The organism is Streptomyces sp. SLBN-31 (genome assembly GCF_006715395.1).
Classification (GTDB): domain Bacteria; phylum Actinomycetota; class Actinomycetes; order Streptomycetales; family Streptomycetaceae; genus Streptomyces.
In genome coordinates, this window is the sequence record NZ_VFNC01000001.1 from 1 (window position 1) to 18,533 (window position 18,533).

The 18,533-nt window shown below is 68.9% G+C and carries 13 protein-coding genes and 3 pseudogenes; 14 read left to right on the top strand and 2 right to left on the bottom strand.

All coding sequences use genetic code 11. The annotated features are described in order from the left end of the window. Positions 1-248: 248 nt before the first annotated feature. Positions 249-1,049 (bottom strand): C40 family peptidase, encoded by an 801-nt coding sequence (locus FBY22_RS00005; RefSeq protein WP_142141846.1) that lies wholly within the window; start codon positions 1,047-1,049, stop codon positions 249-251. Positions 1,050-1,817: 768 nt separating this feature from the next. On the opposite strand from FBY22_RS00005, the gene FBY22_RS00010 reads away from it, so the two are divergent. The 14 genes and pseudogenes from FBY22_RS00010 to nuoN all read left to right on the top strand — a co-directional run bounded on the left by FBY22_RS00010 (position 1,818) and on the right by nuoN (position 17,854). After that, entirely contained in the window at positions 1,818-2,177 is a 360-nt protein-coding gene (locus tag FBY22_RS00010) for an NADH-quinone oxidoreductase subunit A (RefSeq protein ID WP_003992243.1), read from the top strand. 15 nt (positions 2,178-2,192) lie between these two features. Continuing rightward, a complete protein-coding gene (locus FBY22_RS00015; RefSeq protein WP_023547484.1) occupies positions 2,193-2,747 on the top strand; it encodes an NADH-quinone oxidoreductase subunit B family protein in 555 nt (184 codons plus the stop codon). Beyond that, a complete protein-coding gene (locus FBY22_RS00020; RefSeq protein WP_142141847.1) occupies positions 2,744-3,499 on the top strand; it encodes an NADH-quinone oxidoreductase subunit C in 756 nt (251 codons plus the stop codon). The genes FBY22_RS00015 and FBY22_RS00020 overlap by 4 nt, the downstream gene beginning before the upstream one ends. Next, complete coding sequence (locus FBY22_RS00025) at positions 3,496-4,818, top strand: NADH-quinone oxidoreductase subunit D (RefSeq protein ID WP_142141848.1); 1,323 nt, start codon at positions 3,496-3,498, stop codon at positions 4,816-4,818. Before FBY22_RS00020 ends, FBY22_RS00025 begins: the two co-directional genes overlap by 4 nt. Next, positions 4,815-5,687 (top strand): NADH-quinone oxidoreductase subunit NuoE, encoded by an 873-nt coding sequence (nuoE, locus tag FBY22_RS00030; protein ID WP_142141849.1) that lies wholly within the window; start codon positions 4,815-4,817, stop codon positions 5,685-5,687. The genes FBY22_RS00025 and nuoE overlap by 4 nt, the downstream gene beginning before the upstream one ends. Continuing rightward, complete coding sequence (gene nuoF, locus FBY22_RS00035) at positions 5,687-7,033, top strand: NADH-quinone oxidoreductase subunit NuoF (RefSeq protein WP_142141850.1); 1,347 nt, start codon at positions 5,687-5,689, stop codon at positions 7,031-7,033. The genes nuoE and nuoF overlap by 1 nt, the downstream gene beginning before the upstream one ends. Continuing rightward, positions 7,030-9,530: pseudogene (locus FBY22_RS00040) on the top strand (NADH-quinone oxidoreductase subunit G). Before nuoF ends, FBY22_RS00040 begins: the two are co-directional and overlap by 4 nt. Continuing rightward, a pseudogene (gene nuoH / locus FBY22_RS00045) lies at positions 9,527-10,892 on the top strand (NADH-quinone oxidoreductase subunit NuoH). Before FBY22_RS00040 ends, nuoH begins: the two co-directional pseudogenes overlap by 4 nt. Beyond that, positions 10,885-11,524 (top strand): annotated as a pseudogene (gene nuoI, locus FBY22_RS00050) (NADH-quinone oxidoreductase subunit NuoI). Before nuoH ends, nuoI begins: the two co-directional pseudogenes overlap by 8 nt. Then, positions 11,521-12,360 carry an NADH-quinone oxidoreductase subunit J gene (locus tag FBY22_RS00055; protein ID WP_142141851.1) on the top strand — a complete coding sequence of 280 codons (840 nt, stop codon included), beginning with the start codon at positions 11,521-11,523 and terminating at the stop codon, positions 12,358-12,360. Before nuoI ends, FBY22_RS00055 begins: the two are co-directional and overlap by 4 nt. Next, positions 12,357-12,656, top strand: a complete 300-nt coding sequence (gene nuoK / locus FBY22_RS00060; protein WP_071384283.1) for an NADH-quinone oxidoreductase subunit NuoK — start codon at positions 12,357-12,359, stop codon at positions 12,654-12,656. The genes FBY22_RS00055 and nuoK overlap by 4 nt, the downstream gene beginning before the upstream one ends. A gap of 16 nt (positions 12,657-12,672) precedes the next feature. Then, positions 12,673-14,619: an NADH-quinone oxidoreductase subunit L gene (nuoL, locus tag FBY22_RS00065; protein ID WP_142141852.1), complete on the top strand. Its 1,947-nt coding sequence runs from the start codon at positions 12,673-12,675 to the stop codon at positions 14,617-14,619. A gap of 5 nt (positions 14,620-14,624) precedes the next feature. After that, complete coding sequence (locus FBY22_RS00070; RefSeq protein WP_142141853.1) at positions 14,625-16,199, top strand: NADH-quinone oxidoreductase subunit M; 1,575 nt, start codon at positions 14,625-14,627, stop codon at positions 16,197-16,199. Next, positions 16,196-17,854: an NADH-quinone oxidoreductase subunit NuoN gene (gene nuoN, locus FBY22_RS00075; protein ID WP_142141854.1), complete on the top strand. Its 1,659-nt coding sequence runs from the start codon at positions 16,196-16,198 to the stop codon at positions 17,852-17,854. The genes FBY22_RS00070 and nuoN overlap by 4 nt, the downstream gene beginning before the upstream one ends. Before the next feature lie 13 nt (positions 17,855-17,867). Here the strand turns inward: nuoN and FBY22_RS00080 are convergent, their stop codons facing one another. After that, a complete protein-coding gene (locus FBY22_RS00080) occupies positions 17,868-18,446 on the bottom strand; it encodes a hypothetical protein (RefSeq protein WP_142141855.1) in 579 nt (192 codons plus the stop codon). Between the last annotated feature and the right edge of the window lie 87 nt (positions 18,447-18,533).

An 18,533-nucleotide genomic window follows, 5' to 3' on the forward strand; every position in this document is an offset into this window, starting at 1 on the left:
CATCAACGGCCTGAGCAAGGTGGCGCCGAAGGCCTAGCCTCCGCGGGTGCTGCATCGGCGGCCCGGCGGGACGGACATTCGTCCCGCCGGGCCGCCGATGTGTGCGCGACGCCCCGTCAATGCCCTGCCCGCCGGGGACAATTCGGGCACTGAGTGCGATTCCGGCCGTGGGTGCGACGGAGGGCCGCTGCCCCCGAGCGGCAGCGGCCCTTTCCGTGTCGTGTTCTGTGTCCTGATGTGTCCCGGTGTCAGAGCACCCGCACCGCGCCGGTCGGCGGGTCGTAGGAGAGCGGCTTCTCCACGACGCCGGTCGAGGGGTTCTGCGCGCCGACGAACATGCCGTCACCGACGTACAGCGCCACGTGGTACGCGCTGCCCGCGCTGCCCCAGTACAGGATGTCGCCGGGCTGCAGGTTGCTCAGCGAGACCTGGGTGCCGGCCGTCGACTGGTCCTGCGAGACGCGCGGCAGGCTGATGCCGACCTGCTTGAACGCGGTCTGCATGAGGCCGGAGCAGTCCCACGAGTTGGGGCCGGTGCCGCCGGAGACGTAGGCGTCGCCGATCTGTGCCTTCACGAAGGCGATGACCGCCGCGGCCGAACCGGTGGCCGTGGAGGAGCTCGTGGAGGCGCTGGAGCCCACGGAGGCGGACAGGGTGGTCCGCTCGGAGCTGCGGGACGCGGCGCGCTCCGCGGCGGCCTTACGGGCCTCCTCGGCCTTCTTCTTCGCCTCGGCCTTCTTCTTCGCCTCGGCGAGGTCCGCCTTGGCCTGCTTCGCGGCCTTTGCGGCGGCCGCGTCACGCTCGGCCTGCAGCTCGTAGTTCGCGGCCGCCTGCTGAGTGGCGTCCGCGGACTGGGCGACCTGGGCGGCCAGGTCGGCCGTCAGGGTGGGCAGTTGCAGGGTCTGAGTGGTCTCGGCTGCGTTCGCCGAGGCCGCACCCGCCGCCGCCATGCTGAGTACGCCACCGGCAACTCCGGCACGCACGGCGAGGTTCGTCGTCGCGCTGCGGCGGGGTTTCCGGTGGCTGCGTATGTGAGCGGTGTGGGACATGAGAACAACCGGTATCAGGGGCTCCTCCATACCTTCAAGAAACGTGTGGTGCGCCACAGTTGCTCAATGGACCCCCCAAATTCCTCGCCAGGGTTTCCTTATTGACGCCGTAACGGACATTGCGGACGCGACCCATCAAGCCCGTGATCACGCTCTTTCGCCAGTACGCCCGAATTGCCCCCGACCTACCATCGGTTGGGACAGTTGGCCAAGCCCGGTTCTCAGACGCCTCTCATGGATGTGGCGGAGGTCACGCAACGGTCACGGCAATGCGTGCGTCACGCGCGTAGATCACGAAGGGATTGCGCCGGGATCGCGAGGCGGACTCGCTCGTGAACGGATGCACGCGTTCACATCGCGCCGCAGACCTCACTCCGAGGTGTGAACCGGCTCCACTATCAAGGCGGTGGGTCCAGCACCAATTTGCATGCAGCGGAACTCTCTTGATATGGAGACGCCCCCTCCGAGCTGCGCCGACGAGCGAAAATGTCACCTCTGGTGATCACTCTGGCGCTTCGCGTACGAAGATCACCGCTCATCCGACTTCATGATCCTTCGTCAGGTGGTGGAGATCACAAAGGTTGTGCAATACCCCGTGTCGCAGATCACAGAGCGGCAGGCATAAGATGCGAGGCAGTCGGGCTTGTGACCTGCTTCACATGTTCTCGATCTTCGTTGGGACGAACGGAGGTTGGAGGGGCGTGGGAGGCCGGTGTGAGTCCGGCACCAACGCCAGCAGTCAGTGCCGACTGAGAGGAGCGAGGAGCGGTGAACGCGTATGCGCCCATCCTCGTACTGGGAGCCCTCGGGGCAGGCTTTGCGATCTTCTCCGTGGTCATGGCCACGCTGATCGGTCCGAAGCGGTACAACCGGGCCAAGCTCGAGGCCTACGAGTGCGGTATCGAGCCCACCCCCACGCCGGCCGGCGGCGGGCGTTTCCCCATCAAGTACTACCTGACGGCGATGCTCTTCATCGTCTTCGACATCGAGATCGTCTTCCTCTACCCCTGGGCCGTCACCTTCGACGCCCTGGGGATCTTCGGGCTCGTGGAGATGCTGCTCTTCGTGCTCACCGTCTTCGTCGCCTACGCGTACGTATGGCGGCGGGGCGGCCTGGAATGGGACTGAGGGGCCTTTAACGACATGGGACTCGAAGAAAAGCTGCCGAGCGGCTTCCTGCTGACCACCGTCGAGCAGGCCGCGGGCTGGGTGCGCAAGGCGTCCGTCTTCCCGGCGACCTTCGGCCTGGCCTGCTGCGCCATCGAGATGATGACCACCGGCGCCGGCCGCTACGACCTGGCGCGCTTCGGCATGGAGGTCTTCCGCGGCTCACCCCGCCAGGCGGACCTGATGATCGTCGCCGGCCGGGTCAGCCAGAAGATGGCGCCGGTGCTCAGGCAGGTCTACGACCAGATGCCGAACCCCAAGTGGGTGATCTCCATGGGGGTCTGCGCCTCCTCGGGCGGCATGTTCAACAACTACGCGATCGTCCAGGGCGTCGACCACATCGTCCCGGTCGACATCTATCTCCCGGGCTGCCCGCCACGGCCCGAGATGCTGATGGACGCCATCCTCAAGCTCCACCACAAGATCCAGACCTCCAAGCTCGGCGTGAACGCCGAGGAGGCGGCTCGCGAGGCGGAGGAGGCGGCGCTCAAGGCCCTGCCCACGATCGAGATGAAGGGGCTGCTGCGGTGAGCGACGCGAACGGTGCGAACGGGGCGTCGAACGGCGTGAACCCCGAGAAGGACCTCGGCGCCTCCAACCTCCCCGGCCAGCGGGGCGAGGGCGGTGAGGAGATCCGCGTCCAGCGCGGCATGTTCGGCGCCAACAACGGCGGCGACACCTCCGGCTACGGCGGCCTCGTCCGCTCGGTCCGCCTTCCGGGGCCGGCCGCCCGCCCCTACGGCGGCTGGTTCGACGAGGTCGCAGACGAGCTGGAGGGCGCGCTGGAGGAGCAGGGCCTGCTCCCGGACAACGCCATCGAGAAGACGGTCGTCGACCGCGGCGAACTCACCTTCCACATCGAGCGTGAGCACCTGCTGCGCGTCGCCCGCACCCTGCGCGACGACCCGGCCCTGCGTTTCGAGCTGTGCACCGGCGTCAGCGGTGTCCACTACCCGCACGACAAGGGCCGCGAGCTGCACGCCGTCTACCACCTGCGCTCGATCACCCACAACAGGCTCATCCGCCTCGAGGTCAGCGCCCCCGACAGCGACCCGAAGATCCCCTCGCTGGTGTCGGTGTACCCGACCAACGACTGGCACGAGCGTGAGACCTACGACTTCTTCGGGATCGTCTTCGACGGTCACCCGGCGCTGACGCGGATCATGATGCCGGACGACTGGCAGGGCCATCCGCAGCGCAAGGACTACCCCCTCGGCGGCATCCCCGTCGAGTACAAGGGCGCCCAGATCCCGGCTCCGGACCAGCGGAGGTCGTACTCGTGAGCACGCAGTCAGCATCGGCCCGCGAGACCACCGAGGGCACCGTGTACACGGTCACCGGTGGCGACTGGGACGAGGTCGTCCAGTCCGCGGCCCGCGCCGACGACGAGCGCATCGTCGTCAACATGGGGCCCCAGCACCCGTCCACCCACGGAGTGCTGCGCCTGATCCTGGAGATCGACGGTGAGACGGTCACCGAGGCCCGCTGCGGCATCGGCTACCTCCACACCGGCATCGAGAAGAACCTCGAGTTCCGCACGTGGACGCAGGGCACCACGTTCGTGACGCGCATGGACTACCTGACGTCCTTCTTCAACGAGACCGCCTACTGTCTCGCCGTCGAGAAGCTCCTCGGCATCGAGGACCAGATCTCCGAGCGCACCAAGATCATCCGGGTGCTCCTGATGGAGCTGAACCGGCTCTCCTCCCACCTGGTGTGCATCGCCACCGGCGGCATGGAGCTCGGCGCCACCACGATCATGATCTACGGATTCCGTGATCGTGAAATGATTCTCGACATCTACGAGCTCATCACGGGCCTGCGCATGAACCACGCGTACATCCGGCCCGGCGGACTCGCCCAGGACCTGCCGCCCGGCGCGGTGGACCACATCCGCGAGTTCGTGAAGAAGATGAAGAAGAACCTCCCGGAGTACGACAAGCTCGCCACCGGGAACCCCATCTTCAAGGCCCGTATGCAGGACGTCGGCTATCTGGACCTGGCCGGCTGCATGGCCCTCGGCGCGACGGGACCGATCCTGCGCTCCACCGGCCTGCCGCACGACCTGCGCAAGGCGCAGCCCTACTGCGACTACGAGACCTACGACTTCGAGATCCCGACCGCCGACACCTGCGACTCCTACGGACGCTTCCTGATCCGCCTGGAGGAGATGCGCCAGTCGCTGGGCATCATCGAGCAGTGCCTGGACCGGCTGCAGCCCGGCCCGGTCATGGTCGCCGACAAGAAGATCGCCTGGCCCGCCCAGCTCGCCCTGGGACCGGACGGGCTCGGCAACTCCCTCGACCACATCAAGAAGATCATGGGCACCTCCATGGAGGCCCTGATCCACCACTTCAAGCTGGTCACCGAGGGCTTCCGCGTCCCGCCGGGACAGGCCTACGCGGCCGTCGAGTCGCCCAAGGGCGAACTCGGGGTGCACGCCGTGTCCGACGGCGGCACCCGCCCCTACCGGGTCCACTTCCGGGACCCGTCCTTCACCAACCTGCAGGCCATGGCGGCGATGTGCGAAGGCGGCCAGGTCGCCGACGTCATCGTGGCCGTCGCGTCCATCGACCCCGTGATGGGAGGCGTCGACCGGTGACCACCAGTCCTTCGGAGCACGGCGTCAGCCTGGGCATGCCCGAACTGCCCGCGCCCGCCTACCCGGCCGACGTCCGTGAACGGCTCGAGAGGGACGCGCGCGAGATCATCGCCCGCTACCCCGACTCCCGCTCGGCCCTGCTGCCACTGCTGCACCTCGTGCAGTCGGAGGAGGGCCATGTCACGCGCACCGGGATGCAGTTCTGCGCGGACGTGCTGGAGCTGACCACGGCCGAGGTCACCGCCGTCGCGACCTTCTACACCATGTACCGGCGCAAGCCGAGCGGCGACTACCAGGTCGGCGTCTGCACCAACACGCTGTGCGCGGTGATGGGCGGCGACGCGATCTTCGAGGAGCTCCAGGAGCACCTCGGCGTCGGCAACGGCGAGACCACCGGCGACGGCAAGGTCACCCTGGAGCACATCGAGTGCAACGCGGCCTGCGACTTCGCGCCGGTGGTGATGGTCAACTGGGAGTTCTTCGACAACCAGACCCCGGCCAGCGCCAAGCGCCTCGTCGACGACCTGCGCGCCGGACGCGACGTCGAGCCCACGCGCGGGGCACGCCTTTGCACCTTCAAGGAGACCGCGCGGATCCTGGCCGGCTTCCCCGACGAGCGGCCCGGGGCCGTCGAGGAGAGCGGCAGTGCGGGACCGGCGTCGCTCGTGGGCCTCCGCCTGGCAAGGGGAGAGACCGCACCCGCGCGCGTGGTCCATCCGCGGGACGGCGGCCCGCACGACGAGCCGCAGGACAGGGAAGTGCACGAGCCGTCGCCGACCGAGCACCTCAGCTCGCACGACGCGCCGCAGGAGACGTCGGCCTCCGACCCAGCCCACCCGGCAGGGCCCGCCGCCGAGGAGGGGGAGTGATGACCTTGGCACCCGAACTGAAGGACACCAGCCCGGAGAAGCTGCTCGCACCCGTGTTGTCGGCCTTCTGGGACGAGGACAGGTCCTGGTCGCTGGACGTCTACAAGAGGCACGAGGGGTACGAGGGCCTGCGCAAGGCGCTGGCGATGTCGCCGGACGACCTGATCGCGTACGTCAAGGACTCCGGTCTGCGCGGCCGCGGCGGCGCGGGATTCCCGACGGGAATGAAATGGCAGTTCATTCCGCAGGGTGATGGAAAACCGCACTATCTAGTTGTCAACGCCGACGAGTCGGAGCCGGGAACCTGCAAGGACATCCCGCTCCTCTTCGCGAACCCGCACAGCCTCATCGAGGGCATCGTCATCGCGTGTTACGCCATCAGGTCTTCGCATGCCTTCATCTATCTGCGGGGTGAAGTCGTCCCCGTTCTGCGGCGGTTGCACGAGGCCGTGCGCGAGGCCTACGCGGCGGGCTACCTCGGCGAGAACATCCTGGGCAGCGGGCTGAACCTGGAACTCACCGTGCACGCCGGCGCCGGCGCGTACATCTGCGGTGAGGAGACCGCACTGCTCGACTCGCTCGAAGGCCGCCGGGGTCAACCGCGGCTCCGTCCCCCTTTCCCCGCCGTGGCGGGCCTCTACGCGTGCCCGACTGTTGTGAACAACGTCGAGTCGATCGCGTCGGTTCCCGCGATCGTCCATCGGGGCAAGGAATGGTTCCGGTCGATGGGCAGCGAGAAGTCCCCCGGCTTCACGCTGTACTCGCTCAGCGGCCATGTCGCGAGCCCCGGCCAGTACGAGGCCCCGCTCGGCATCACGCTGCGCCAGCTGCTGGAGATGAGCGGCGGCATGCGGCCGGGCCACCGGCTGAAGTTCTGGACGCCGGGCGGCTCCTCGACGCCGATGTTCACCGACGAGCACCTCGACGTGCCCCTCGACTACGAGGGCGTCGGCGCCGCCGGTTCCATGCTCGGCACCAAGGCTCTGCAGTGCTTCGACGAGACGACCTGCGTCGTCCGCGCCGTCACCCGCTGGACCGAGTTCTACGCCCACGAGTCCTGCGGCAAGTGCACGCCGTGCCGAGAAGGCACCTACTGGCTCGTGCAGTTGCTGCGTGACATCGAGGCCGGCAAGGGCGCCATGGACGACCTCGACAAGCTGAACGACATCGCCGACAACATCAACGGCAAGGCGTTCTGCGCCCTCGGCGACGGCGCCGCCTCGCCGATCTTCTCCTCGCTGAAGTACTTCCGCGAGGAGTACGAGCAGCACATCACCGGCCGGGGCTGCCCCTTCGACCCGGCCAAGTCGACGGCCTGGGCGGACCGCCCGGAGGTGAACGCATGACCGTGACCACCAGTGCTCCCTCCGGAGGGGGAGAGGCGGCGGTCCCGCCGGAGGACCTCGTCACGCTGACCATCGACGGCGCCGAGATCAGCGTGCCCAAGGGCACCCTGGTCATCCGGGCCGCCGAGCAGCTCGGCATCGAGATCCCCCGCTTCTGCGACCACCCCCTCCTCGACCCGGTCGGCGCCTGCCGGCAGTGCATCGTCGAGGTCGAGGGCCAGCGCAAGCCGATGGCGTCCTGCACCATCACGTGCACGGACGGCATGGTCGTCAAGACGCAGCTCACCTCGCCGGTCGCCGAGAAGTCCCAGCACGGTGTGATGGAGTTCCTCCTCATCAACCACCCGCTGGACTGCCCGGTCTGCGACAAGGGCGGCGAGTGCCCGCTGCAGAACCAGGCCATGTCGCACGGCCAGGCCGACTCCCGCTTCGACGGCAAGAAGCGGACGTACGAGAAGCCGGTCGCGATCTCCACACAGGTCCTGCTCGACCGCGAGCGGTGCGTGCTGTGCGCGCGCTGCACCCGCTTCTCCAACCAGGTCGCGGGCGATCCGATGATCGAGCTGCTGGAGCGGGGCGCGCTGCAGCAGGTCGGCACCGGTGAGGGCGACCCCTTCGAGTCGTACTTCTCCGGCAACACCATCCAGATCTGCCCGGTGGGCGCGCTCACCTCGGCGGCGTACCGATTCCGCTCCCGTCCCTTCGACCTGGTCTCCTCGCCGAGCGTGTGCGAGCACTGCTCCGGCGGCTGCGCGACCCGCACCGACCACCGGCGCGGCAAGGTCATGCGGCGCCTGGCGGCCAACGACCCCGAGGTCAACGAGGAGTGGATCTGCGACAAGGGCCGCTTCGCGTTCCGCTACGCACAGCAGCGCGACCGGCTCACCAACCCCTGGTGCGCAACGCCGAGGGCGACCTCGAACCGGCCTCCTGGCCGGAGGCGCTGCAGATCGCCGCTCAGGGCCTGCTCGCCTCGCGCGGCCGCACCGGCGTCCTGACCGGCGGCCGGCTCACCGTCGAGGAACGCCTACGCGTACAGCAAGTTCGCGCGCGTGGCGCTCGATACGAACGACATCGACTTCCGCGCGCGCGTGCACAGCGGCGAGGAGGCCGACTTCCTGGCGGCGGGTCGCCGGCCGGGGACGGGACCTCGACGGTACGGGTGTCACGTACACCTCCCTGGAGAAGGCGCCCGCCGTCCTGCTGGTCGGCTTCGAGGCCGAGGAGGAGGCGCCCTGCGTCCTTCCTGAGCTGCGCAAGGCTGCGCAAGCACGGGCAGAAGGTGTTCGCGCTGGCCACGCACGCGACGCGCGGCCTGGAGAAGGCGGGCGGCACGCCTGCTGCCGGCCGCCCCCAGCACCGAGACCGAGTGGCTCGACGCGCTCGCGAGCGGGGTCGGCCTGGAGGACGACGGCGCGAAGGCCGCCGAGGCGCTGCGCGCCGAGGGCGCCGGATCGTCGTCGGCGAGCGGCTCGCCGCAGTGGCGGGAGGTCTGACCGCCGCCGTACGCGCCTCCTCCGCCACCGGGGCCCAGCTGGTCTGGATCCCGCGGCGGGCCGGAGAGCGCGCGGCCGTGGAGGCCGGCGCGCTGCCGTCCCTGCTGCCGGGCGGCCGTCCGGCGACCGACCCACGCGCGCGTGCAGAGGTGGCCGCGGTCTGGGGGGGTCGCCGAACTCCCGCACCGCTACGGCCGCGACACCAGCCAGATCGTGGAGGCCGCCGCGAGCGGCGAACTGCAGGCCCTGGTGGTCGCGGGCGTCGAGATCGCCGACCTGCCAGACCCGGCACGCGCGCGTGAAGCACTTCACGAGGCCGGGTTCGTGGTGTCGCTGGAGCTGCGGCCCAGTGAGGTCAGCGAACACGCCAGCGTCGTCCTGCCGGTCGCCGCGGTCGCCGAGAAGGCCGGAACCTCCTCAACTGGGAGGGCAGGGTGCGCTTCTTCGACGCCGCGCTCAAGCCCGAGCAGATGACCCGCCGCCTCGCGCCGACCGACGCGCGTGTGCTGCAGATGCTGGCCGACGCCATGGACGTGCACCTGGGTCTGCCGGACCTGCGCACCGTGCGCTCCGAGATCGACCGGCTCGGTCCCTGGGACGGGCCGCGCGCCTCCGAACCTCTGGAGACCGGGGGCCAGTTGCCCAGGCCCGCGGCCGGGGAGGCCGTACTCGCCGGGCACCCGCCTCCTGCTCGACCGGGGCGTCCTGCAGGAGGGCGACGAGGCGCTCGCCGGCACCCGGCACGCCGCCCACGCGCGCGTGTCGGCCGCGACGGCGGCCGAGGTGGGCGTCAAGGACGGCGATCTCCTCGCCGTGACCGGACCCCGCGGGAGCCGTCGAACTCCCCCTGCAGACCGCGAGATGCCCGACCGGGTGGTCTGGCTCCCGCTGAACTCCGTCGGCGGGGGAGTCGCCTCCGACACCGGGGCGCTGCCCGGCGCCTCGTCCGCATCGGCCCGGCGACGACCGTCGGCGAGGCCCCGAAGGAGGTGGAGGGATGAGCCCGTACTTCGCCGCTGAAGACCTCTCGATGTTCGGCACCGACCCCTGGTGGCTGGTCGTCGTCAAGGCCGTCTTCTGCTTCGCCTTCCTGATGTGGACCGTGCTGTTCTCCATCGTCTGGGAGCGCAAGGTCGTCGCCTGGATGCAGCTGCGCATCGGCCCCCAACCGGCACGGCCCCTGGGGCATGCTCCAGTCGCTCGCCGACGGTGTGAAGCTGATGCTCAAGGAAGACCTCATCGTCAAGCGCGCCGACAAGGTGGTGTACGTCCTCGCGCCGATCGTCGCGGCCATCCCGGCCTTCATGGCGATCGCGGTGATCCCTTCGGGCCGGCCGACAACGAGGTCTCGATCTTCGGCACGCGGACCGCGATGCAGCTCACCGACCTGCCGATCGCGATGCTCTTCATCCTCGCGGTCGCCTCGGTCGGCATCTACGGCATCGTCCTGGCCGGCTGGAGCTCCGGATCGACCTACCCGCTCCTGGGCGGTCTGCGCTCCTGCGCGCAGATGATCTCGTACGAGATCGCCATGGGCGCGGCGTTCGCCTCCGTGTTCCTCTACTCCGGGTCGATGTCGACGTCGACGATCGTCGAGCAGCAGCACGACCGCTGGTACATCCTGCTGCTGCCGGTCTCCTTCATCCTCTACATCGTCACCATGGTGGGCGAGACCAACCGCGCCCCCTTCGACATGCCGGAGTCCGAGGGCGACCTGGTCGGCGGCTTCAACACCGAGTACTCGTCGATCAAGTTCGCGATGTTCATGCTCGCCGAGTACGTCAACATGGTGACGGCTCTCGGCCGTGTCGACCACGCTCTTCCTCGGCGGTTGGCGCGCCCCCTGGCCGATCAGCACCTTCTGGGAGGGCGCCAACCACGGCTGGTGGCCGCTGCTGTGGTTCACGATCAAGGTCCAGCTGCTGCTGTTCTTCTTCATCTGGCTGCGCGGCACCCTCCCGCGGGTGCGCTACGACCAGCTGATGAAGCTCGGCTGGAAGGTCCTCATCCCCGTCTCCGTGGTCTGGCTGATGCTGGTCGCGACGGTGCGGGCGCTGAGGAACGAGAACTACGACTTCGCCGACATCGCCCTCTACATCGGCGGCGCCGTCCTCGCTCTGCTCCTGCTGTCCTTCGTCGCCGACATGTTCCGCGAGAAGGCCAAGGCGAGCGAGCAGGAGGCCGCGGAGCCCGCCGGATTCGACCCGATGGCGGGCGGATTCCCCGTGCCGCCGCTGCCCGGACAGGAGCTCCCGCCGGTGCCGAGGCGCAGCTCGCGCCGAGAGCGGGAGCTGATTGTCAGTGGTGGGCCGGATACTCCCAGTGACGGATCTTCGGATGGAAAGGAGGCGTCCGATGGCTGAGGAGCCCAAGGAGACCAAGCCCGGTTTCATGAACCCCGTCGCCGGCTTCGGCGTGACCTTCAAGGCCATGTTCAAGAAGCGGCTGACCGAGCAGTACCCGGAGCAGCAGAAGACCACCGCTCCCCGTTTCCACGGACGGCACCAGCTCAACCGCCATCCGGACGGCCTGGAGAAGTGCGTCGGCTGCGAGCTGTGCGCCTGGGCCTGCCCGCCGACGCCATCTATGTGGAGGGCGCCGACAACACGGACGAGGAGCGCTACTCGCCGGGCGAGCGGTACGGCCGCGTCTACCAGATCAACTACGCCCGCTGCATCCTGTGCGGCCTGTGCATCGAGGCGTGCCCACGCGCGCGCTGACGATGACCAACGAGTTCGAGCTGGCCGACTCCAGCCGCGCCAACCTCATCTACACCAAGGAGCAGCTGCTCGCCGGCCTCGAAGAGGGCATGGTCGACTCCCCGCACGCGATCTACCCGGGGACGGACGAGCAGGACTACTACCGGGGCCTGGTCACCGAGGCCGCCCCCGGCACAGTCCAACAGACCGCCGTCTCCAAGGGCGAGGTCGTCCAGGAGGCCGCGTCGACCTTCGGCGAGGAAGAGCCCGCGTCGGAGAAGGTGATCGGCCGATGAGCGCGCAACTCGCCGCCTACTCCACCTCCACCGGAGAGGCCTTCCAGTTCTGGGTCCTCGGCACCGTCGCCGTGATCGGCGCCCTGTCCACCGTCTTCATGAAGAAGGCCGTGCACAGCGCGCTGTCACTCGCCGGCACCATGATCGTCCTGGCGGTCTTCTACCTCGCCAACGGCGCCTACTTCCTGGGCATCGTGCAGATCGTCGTCTACACCGGCGCGATCATGATGCTGTTCCTCTTCGTGGTGATGCTCGTCGGCGTGACGGCCGCGGACTCGCTGAAGGAGACGATCAAGGGCCAGCGCTGGCTGGCACTTCTCTGCGGAGTCGGCTTCGGGGTCCTGCTGTTCGCCGGGATCGGCAACGCCTCCCTGAAGGAGTTCAACGGCACCGGCCAGGCGAACGCCAACGGCAATGTGGAAGGCCTCGCGGCCCTCATCTTCACCAAGTACGTCTTCGCCTTCGAAATCACCGGCGCGCTGCTGATCACGGCGGCCGTCGGCGCGATGGTGCTCACGCACCGCGAGCGCACCGAGCGCGCCAAGACGCAGCGCGAGCTGTCCGAACAGCGCGTCCGCGAGGGCAAGCACGTACCGCCGCTCCCGGCGCCCGGCGTGTACGCCCGGCACAACGCGGTCGACATCGCGGGCCTGCTGCCCGACGGCACCCCGTCGGAGCTCACGGTCAGCAAGACCCTGCGCGATCGCGGCCAGATCCGCGACGTGTCGGCCGAGGCGCTCAACGACCTCAAGGCGCTGGAGCAGCGCGCGGAGGAACGCCTTGAGCGCACCGCGATCGAACCGGCCACCTTCAAGCGGGAGGAGGCGTCGAAGTGAACCCCGTCAACTACCTGTATCTCTCGGCCCTGTTGTTCACGATCGGCGCCACCGGCGTGCTGATCAGGCGCAACGCGATCGTCGTCTTCATGTGCATCGAGCTGATGCTGAACGCGTGCAACCTCGCGTTCGTCACCTTCTCCCGGATGCACGGCAACCTCGACGGCCAGATCATCGCGTTCTTCACGATGGTCGTCGCCGCCGCGGAGGTCGTGGTCGGACTCGCGATCATCGTGTCCCTGTTCCGCACCCGCCACTCGGCCTCGGTCGACGACGCCAGCCTGATGAAGCTCTGAGGGGTCGGAAAGAATCGTGGATAACCTGATTGCGCTGCTGGTGGCGGCGCCACTGCTCGGAGCGGCCGTACTGCTGTGCGGCGGCCGGCGGCTCGATGCCGTCGGCCACTGGATCGGCGTCCTGATGTCGACGGCCTCCTTCGTGTTCGGTGTGATCCTCTTCGCCGACCTGCTCGGCAAGGACGCCGAACACCGCACCCTGACCCAGCACCTGTTCAGCTGGATCCCGGTCGCGGGCTTCCAGGCGGACGTCACCTTCCGCCTCGACCAGCTGTCGATGACGTTCGTCCTGCTGATCACCGGCGTCGGATCGCTGATCCACCTGTACTCGGTCGGGTACATGGAGCACGACGAGCGCCGCCGCCGCTTCTTCGGCTACCTGAACCTGTTCCTCGCGGCGATGCTGCTGCTGGTCCTCGCCGACAACTACCTGCTGCTGTACGTCGGCTGGGAAGGCGTCGGTCTGGCCTCGTACCTGCTGATCGGCTTCTGGCAGCACAAGCCCAGCGCGGCGACGGCGGCGAAGAAGGCCTTCCTGGTCAACCGCGTCGGCGACATGGGCCTGTCCATCGCGATCATGCTGATGTTCACGACGTTCGGCACCTTCGCCTTCGGACCGGTCCTCGGTCACGCGACCGACGCCTCCGAGGGCAAGCTCACCGCCATCGCCCTGATGCTCCTGCTCGCCGCCTGCGGCAAGTCCGCCCAGGTGCCGCTGCAGTCCTGGCTCGGGGACGCGATGGAGGGCCCGACCCCGGTCTCGGCCCTCATCCACGCCGCGACGATGGTGACCGCGGGCGTCTACCTGATCGTCCGCTCCGGGGCGATCTTCAACGCCGCGCCCGACGCACAGCTCGTGGTCACCGTGGTCGGTGCCGTCACGCTCCTGTTCGGTGCGATCGTCGGTTGCGCGAAGGACGACATCAAGAAGGCGCTGGCCGGCTCGACCATGTCGCAGATCGGCTACATGGTCCTCGCCGCCGGTCTCGGTCCCATCGGCTACGTCTTCGCGATCATGCACCTGGTGACGCACGGCTTCTTCAAGGCCGGCCTCTTCCTCGGCGCAGGTTCGGTCATGCACGGCATGAACGACGAGGTCGACATGCGCAAGTACGGCGGCCTGCGGAAGTACATGCCGGTCACCTTCATCACCTTCGGCCTCGGCTACCTCGCGATCATCGGCTTCCCGGGCCTGTCCGGCTTCTTCTCCAAGGACAAGATCATCGAGGCGGCCTTCGCGAAGGGCGGCACCGAGGGCTGGATCCTGGGCGCGTGCGCCCTGGTGGGCGCGGCCATCACCGCGTTCTACATGACGCGCGTGATGCTGATGACCTTCTTCGGAGAGGAGCGCTGGAAGAACCGGCCCACCCGCTCCCCGGAGGCCCCGAGCGCGGAGCCCGCCGCCGAGCACCGGGGCGAGCACGCCGAGCCGCACCCGCACGAGTCCCCGAAGGTCATGACGATCCCCATGATCGTGCTGGCGATCGGCTCGGTCTTCGGCGGCGCGTTCTTCAGCATCGGCGACCGCTTCCTGCACTGGCTGGAGCCGGTCACCGGGCACAGCGAGGGCGACTCCCCGCTGAGCGCGGCGACCGTCACCGGCGCGACAATGGTCTGCCTGATCATCGGCGTCGGCATCGCCTACGCCATGTACGGCCGCCGCCCGGTGCCGTCCGTCGCCCCGCGCGGTTCGCTGCTCACCCGGGCCGCCCGGCGCGACCTGCTGCAGGACGACTTCAACCACGTCGTCCTGGTCCGCGGCGGCGAACACCTCACGCGCTCCCTGGTGTACGTCGACCACACCCTGGTCGACGGTGTCGTCAACGGCACGGCCGCCTCGGTCGGGGGCCTGTCCGGACGCATGCGCAAGCTGCAGAACGGCTTCGCGCGCTCCTACGCGGTCTCGATGTTCGGCGGTGCGGCGGTCCTCGTCGCCGCGACCCTGCTGATGAGGGCGGTCTGATACCGATGTCCTTTCCTCTGCTGACAGCGACGGCGGTGCTCCCCGCGATCGGGGCCATCGCCACGGCCGCCGTGCCGGCCGCGCAGCGCACCGCCGCGAAATGGCTGGCACTGCTCGTCTCGCTCGCCACACTCGCCCTCGCGATCACCGTCCTGGTCCGCTTCGACCCGGACGGCGGCCGCTACCAACTGACCGAGTCGCACGCCTGGATCGCGGACTTCGGAGTCCGCTACGAACTGGGCGTGGACGGCATCGCGGTGGCGCTGGTCGCGCTGACCGCCCTGCTGATCCCGTTCATCATCCTCGCGGGCTGGCACGACGCGGACCCGCTGGAGACCGGAAGCCGCCGCTGGCGGCCGACGCAGGGCTTCTTCGCCCTGATCCTGGCCGTCGAGGCGATGGTGATCATCTCCTTCGAGGCGACCGACGTCTTCCTCTTCTACATCTTCTTCGAAGCGATGCTGATCCCGATGTACTTCCTCATCGGCGGCTTCGGGGACCGTGCCCACGAGCACGGCGAGGAGGCGGCGTCCACGCAGCGGTCGTACGCGGCCGTGAAGTTCCTGCTGTACAACCTGGTCGGCGGGCTGATCATGCTGGCCGCGGTGATCGGTCTGTACGTGGTCGCCGGGAACTTCAGCCTCCAGGAGATCGCCCAGGCCCGCGCCAACGGCTCGCTGCACATGGCGACGAGCACCGAGCGCTGGCTGTTCCTCGGCTTCTTCTTCGCCTTTGCCGTCAAGGCGCCGCTGTGGCCGCTGCACACCTGGCTGCCCAACGCCATGCAGGAGTCCACCGCGCCGGTCGCCGTGCTCATCACGGCGGTAGTCGACAAGGTGGGCACCTTCGCGATGCTCCGCTTCTGCCTCCAGCTGTTCCCGGAGGCCAGCAAGTGGGCGACGCCGGTGATCCTCGTACTGGCCCTCATCAGCATCGTCTACGGCGCGCTGCTCGCGGTGGGCCAGCGGGACATCAAGCGGCTGGTGGCGTACGCGTCGATCTCGCACTTCGGCTTCATCATCATGGGCATCTTCGCGATGACCAGCCAGGGCCAGTCCGGCGCGACGCTCTACATGGTCAACCACGGGATCTCCACGGCCGCGTGGATGCTGCTCGCCGGGTTCCTCATCTCGCGCCGCGGCTCGCGGCTCATCGCCGACTACGGCGGTGTGCAGAAGGTCGCCCCGGTGCTCGCCGGCACATTCCTGATCGGCACGCTGGCCACGCTGTCCCTGCCGGGACTGGCGCCGTTCGTGAGCGAGTTCCTGGTCCTGGTCGGCACGTTCACGCGCTACCCGGCGATCGGCATCATCGGCACCTTCGGCATCGTTCTCGCCGCGCTGTACGCCCTCGTCCTCTACCAGCGGACGATGACGGGCCCGGTGAAGCCGGAGGTCTCCGCGATGCCCGACCTCAGGGTGCGCGAGCTCCTGGTGGTCGCCCCGTTGATCGTTCTGTTGATCTTCCTGGGCGTCTACCCGAAGCCGGTGACGGACATCGTCAACCCGGCCGTGAAGTCGACCCTGTCCGACGTACACAAGACGGACCCCAAGCCTGAGGTGGAGGCGGTGGCCAAGTGAGCGCAGCAGCCGTCCACAGCCTGTGGACAACGGCGGCGACCGCAGCCGAACCGATTTCGAAGATCAACGCACCGAAGATCGAATACGCGCAGTTGTCGCCCACCCTGATCGTCGTGGGCGCGGCGATCGTCGGGGTGCTCGTCGAGGCGTTCGTCCCGCGCAAGTCCCGCTACTACGCCCAGGTGTTCGTGTCCCTCGTCGCGCTCGTCGCCGCCTTCGCCGCGGTCGTCGCGCTCGCGTCGGACGGATACGGCACCACCAAGGCGCACATCGCGGCGATGGGCGCCATCGCGGTCGACGGGCCGTCCCTGTTCCTGCAGGGCACGATCCTGCTGTCCGGACTGGTCGGCCTGTTCACCTTCGCCGAGCGGCGCCTGGACCCGGCGGCGCACGGCAACCGGGTCGACTCCTTCGCCGCGCAGGCCGCGTCCGTGCCGGGCAGCGACAGCGAGAAGGCGGCCGTGAAGGCCGGGTTCACCACCACCGAGGTGTTCCCGCTGCTGCTCTTCGCGATCTCCGGAATGCTGGTCTTCCCGTCGGCCAACGACCTGCTGACCCTGTTCGTGGCCCTGGAGGTCTTCTCCCTCCCGCTCTACCTGATGTGCGCGCTGGCCCGCCGCAAGCGGCTCATGTCGCAGGAGGCCGCGGTCAAGTACTTCCTGCTCGGCGCGTTCGCCTCGGCGTTCACCCTGTTCGGCATCGCCATGCTGTACGGCTACGCCGGGTCGGTGTCGTACGCGCGGATCGCGCAGGTCGTCGACGGCACCGTCACGAACGTCGACCCGGCGCTCGCGGACACCATGGGCAACGACGCGCTGCTGCTGATCGGCGGCGCGATGATCCTCATGGGCCTGCTGTTCAAGGTCGGAGCCGTCCCGTTCCACATGTGGACGCCGGACGTCTACCAGGGCGCGCCGACCCCGGTCACCGGGTTCATGGCGGCGGCGACGAAGGTGGCGGCGTTCGGTGCGCTGCTGCGCCTGCTGTACGTCGTCCTGCCGGGCATGCGCTGGGACTGGCGGCCGGTCATGTGGGCCGTCGCGATCGTCACCATGCTGGGCGGTGCGATCGTCGCGATCACCCAGACCGACATCAAGCGGCTGCTGGCGTACTCGTCGATCGCGCACGCCGGGTTCATCCTCGCGGGTGTCATCGCCACGTCGAAGGACGGCGTGTCGTCCGTCCTCTTCTACCTGGGCGCGTACTCCTTCGTGACGATCGGCGCGTTCGCGGTGGTCACGCTGGTGCGCGACGCGGGCGGCGAGGCGACACACCTGTCCAAGTGGGCGGGGCTCGGCCGTCGTTCGCCGCTGGTGGCGGCCGTGTTCGCGGTGTTCCTGCTGGCCTTCGCCGGTATCCCGCTGACCTCCGGCTTCGCCGGTAAGTTCGCCGTGTTCAAGGCGGCGGCGGAGGGCGGGGCGGCGCCGCTGGTCGTGATCGGTGTGATCTCGTCCGCGGTGGCGGCCTTCTTCTACATCCGCGTGATCGTGCTGATGTTCTTCAGCGAGCCCAGGCCGGAGGGCCCGACGGTCGCCGTGCCGTCGCCGCTGACGATGACCGCGATCGGGCTCGGTGTGGTGGTCACGCTGGTGCTCGGTGTGGCGCCGCAGTACTTCCTGGACCTCGCGAGTCAGGCGAGCGTCTTCGTGCGCTGATCCGCACACCGCGTCACGGCGGGCCCCGGTTCCCGGAGAGGGAGCCGGGGCCCGCCCATGTGCGGGGCAGGCGCCAGCAGGCCACCTCGGGGTTGTACGCGGCGAACAGCCCGTTGTCATTGGGCTCGTAGAGCCAGGCGCGCAGCGTGAAGTAGCCGGAGAGCCGGCCCTTCTGGAGGGTCTCGCCGAACAGCTTCGGCGCGGTCCGGCCGGTGTTCTGGACGATCCACTCCACCGCGACCAGCCTGCGGCCTGCGTCGGCGCCGTCCATGCCGGTGATCTCGTCGGTGAACCTGTCCGCGTAGATCAGAGCCGCCGGTTTCCCCGGATCGAGTGAACCGACATTCGACAGGTTGACGTAGCGGTAGTCGGCGCCGCCCTCGGCGGCGGCGTCGCACCCGCCGACGGGGACGTACCGGCCGTCCTTGGCGAAGCCCTCGTGGGCGTAGCGGGCCGTCGCGACGTAGGTGTCGGCCACGCCGGTCCACACGGAGGGGGCGGGGTCGGGCGCGGCCTGTGCGGGAACGGCGGCCAGCGAGAAGGCAGCGGCCACCGCCACGGTGAGGGCGGCCTTGAGGGGCCGACGGGACATCACGCGGCTCCTTGGTCGGGGGACGCGCGGGCCACCCGTCCGGGGAGACGCGGCCCGCCCCCGTCCCGCCCGAGCAGCATGTCCCGG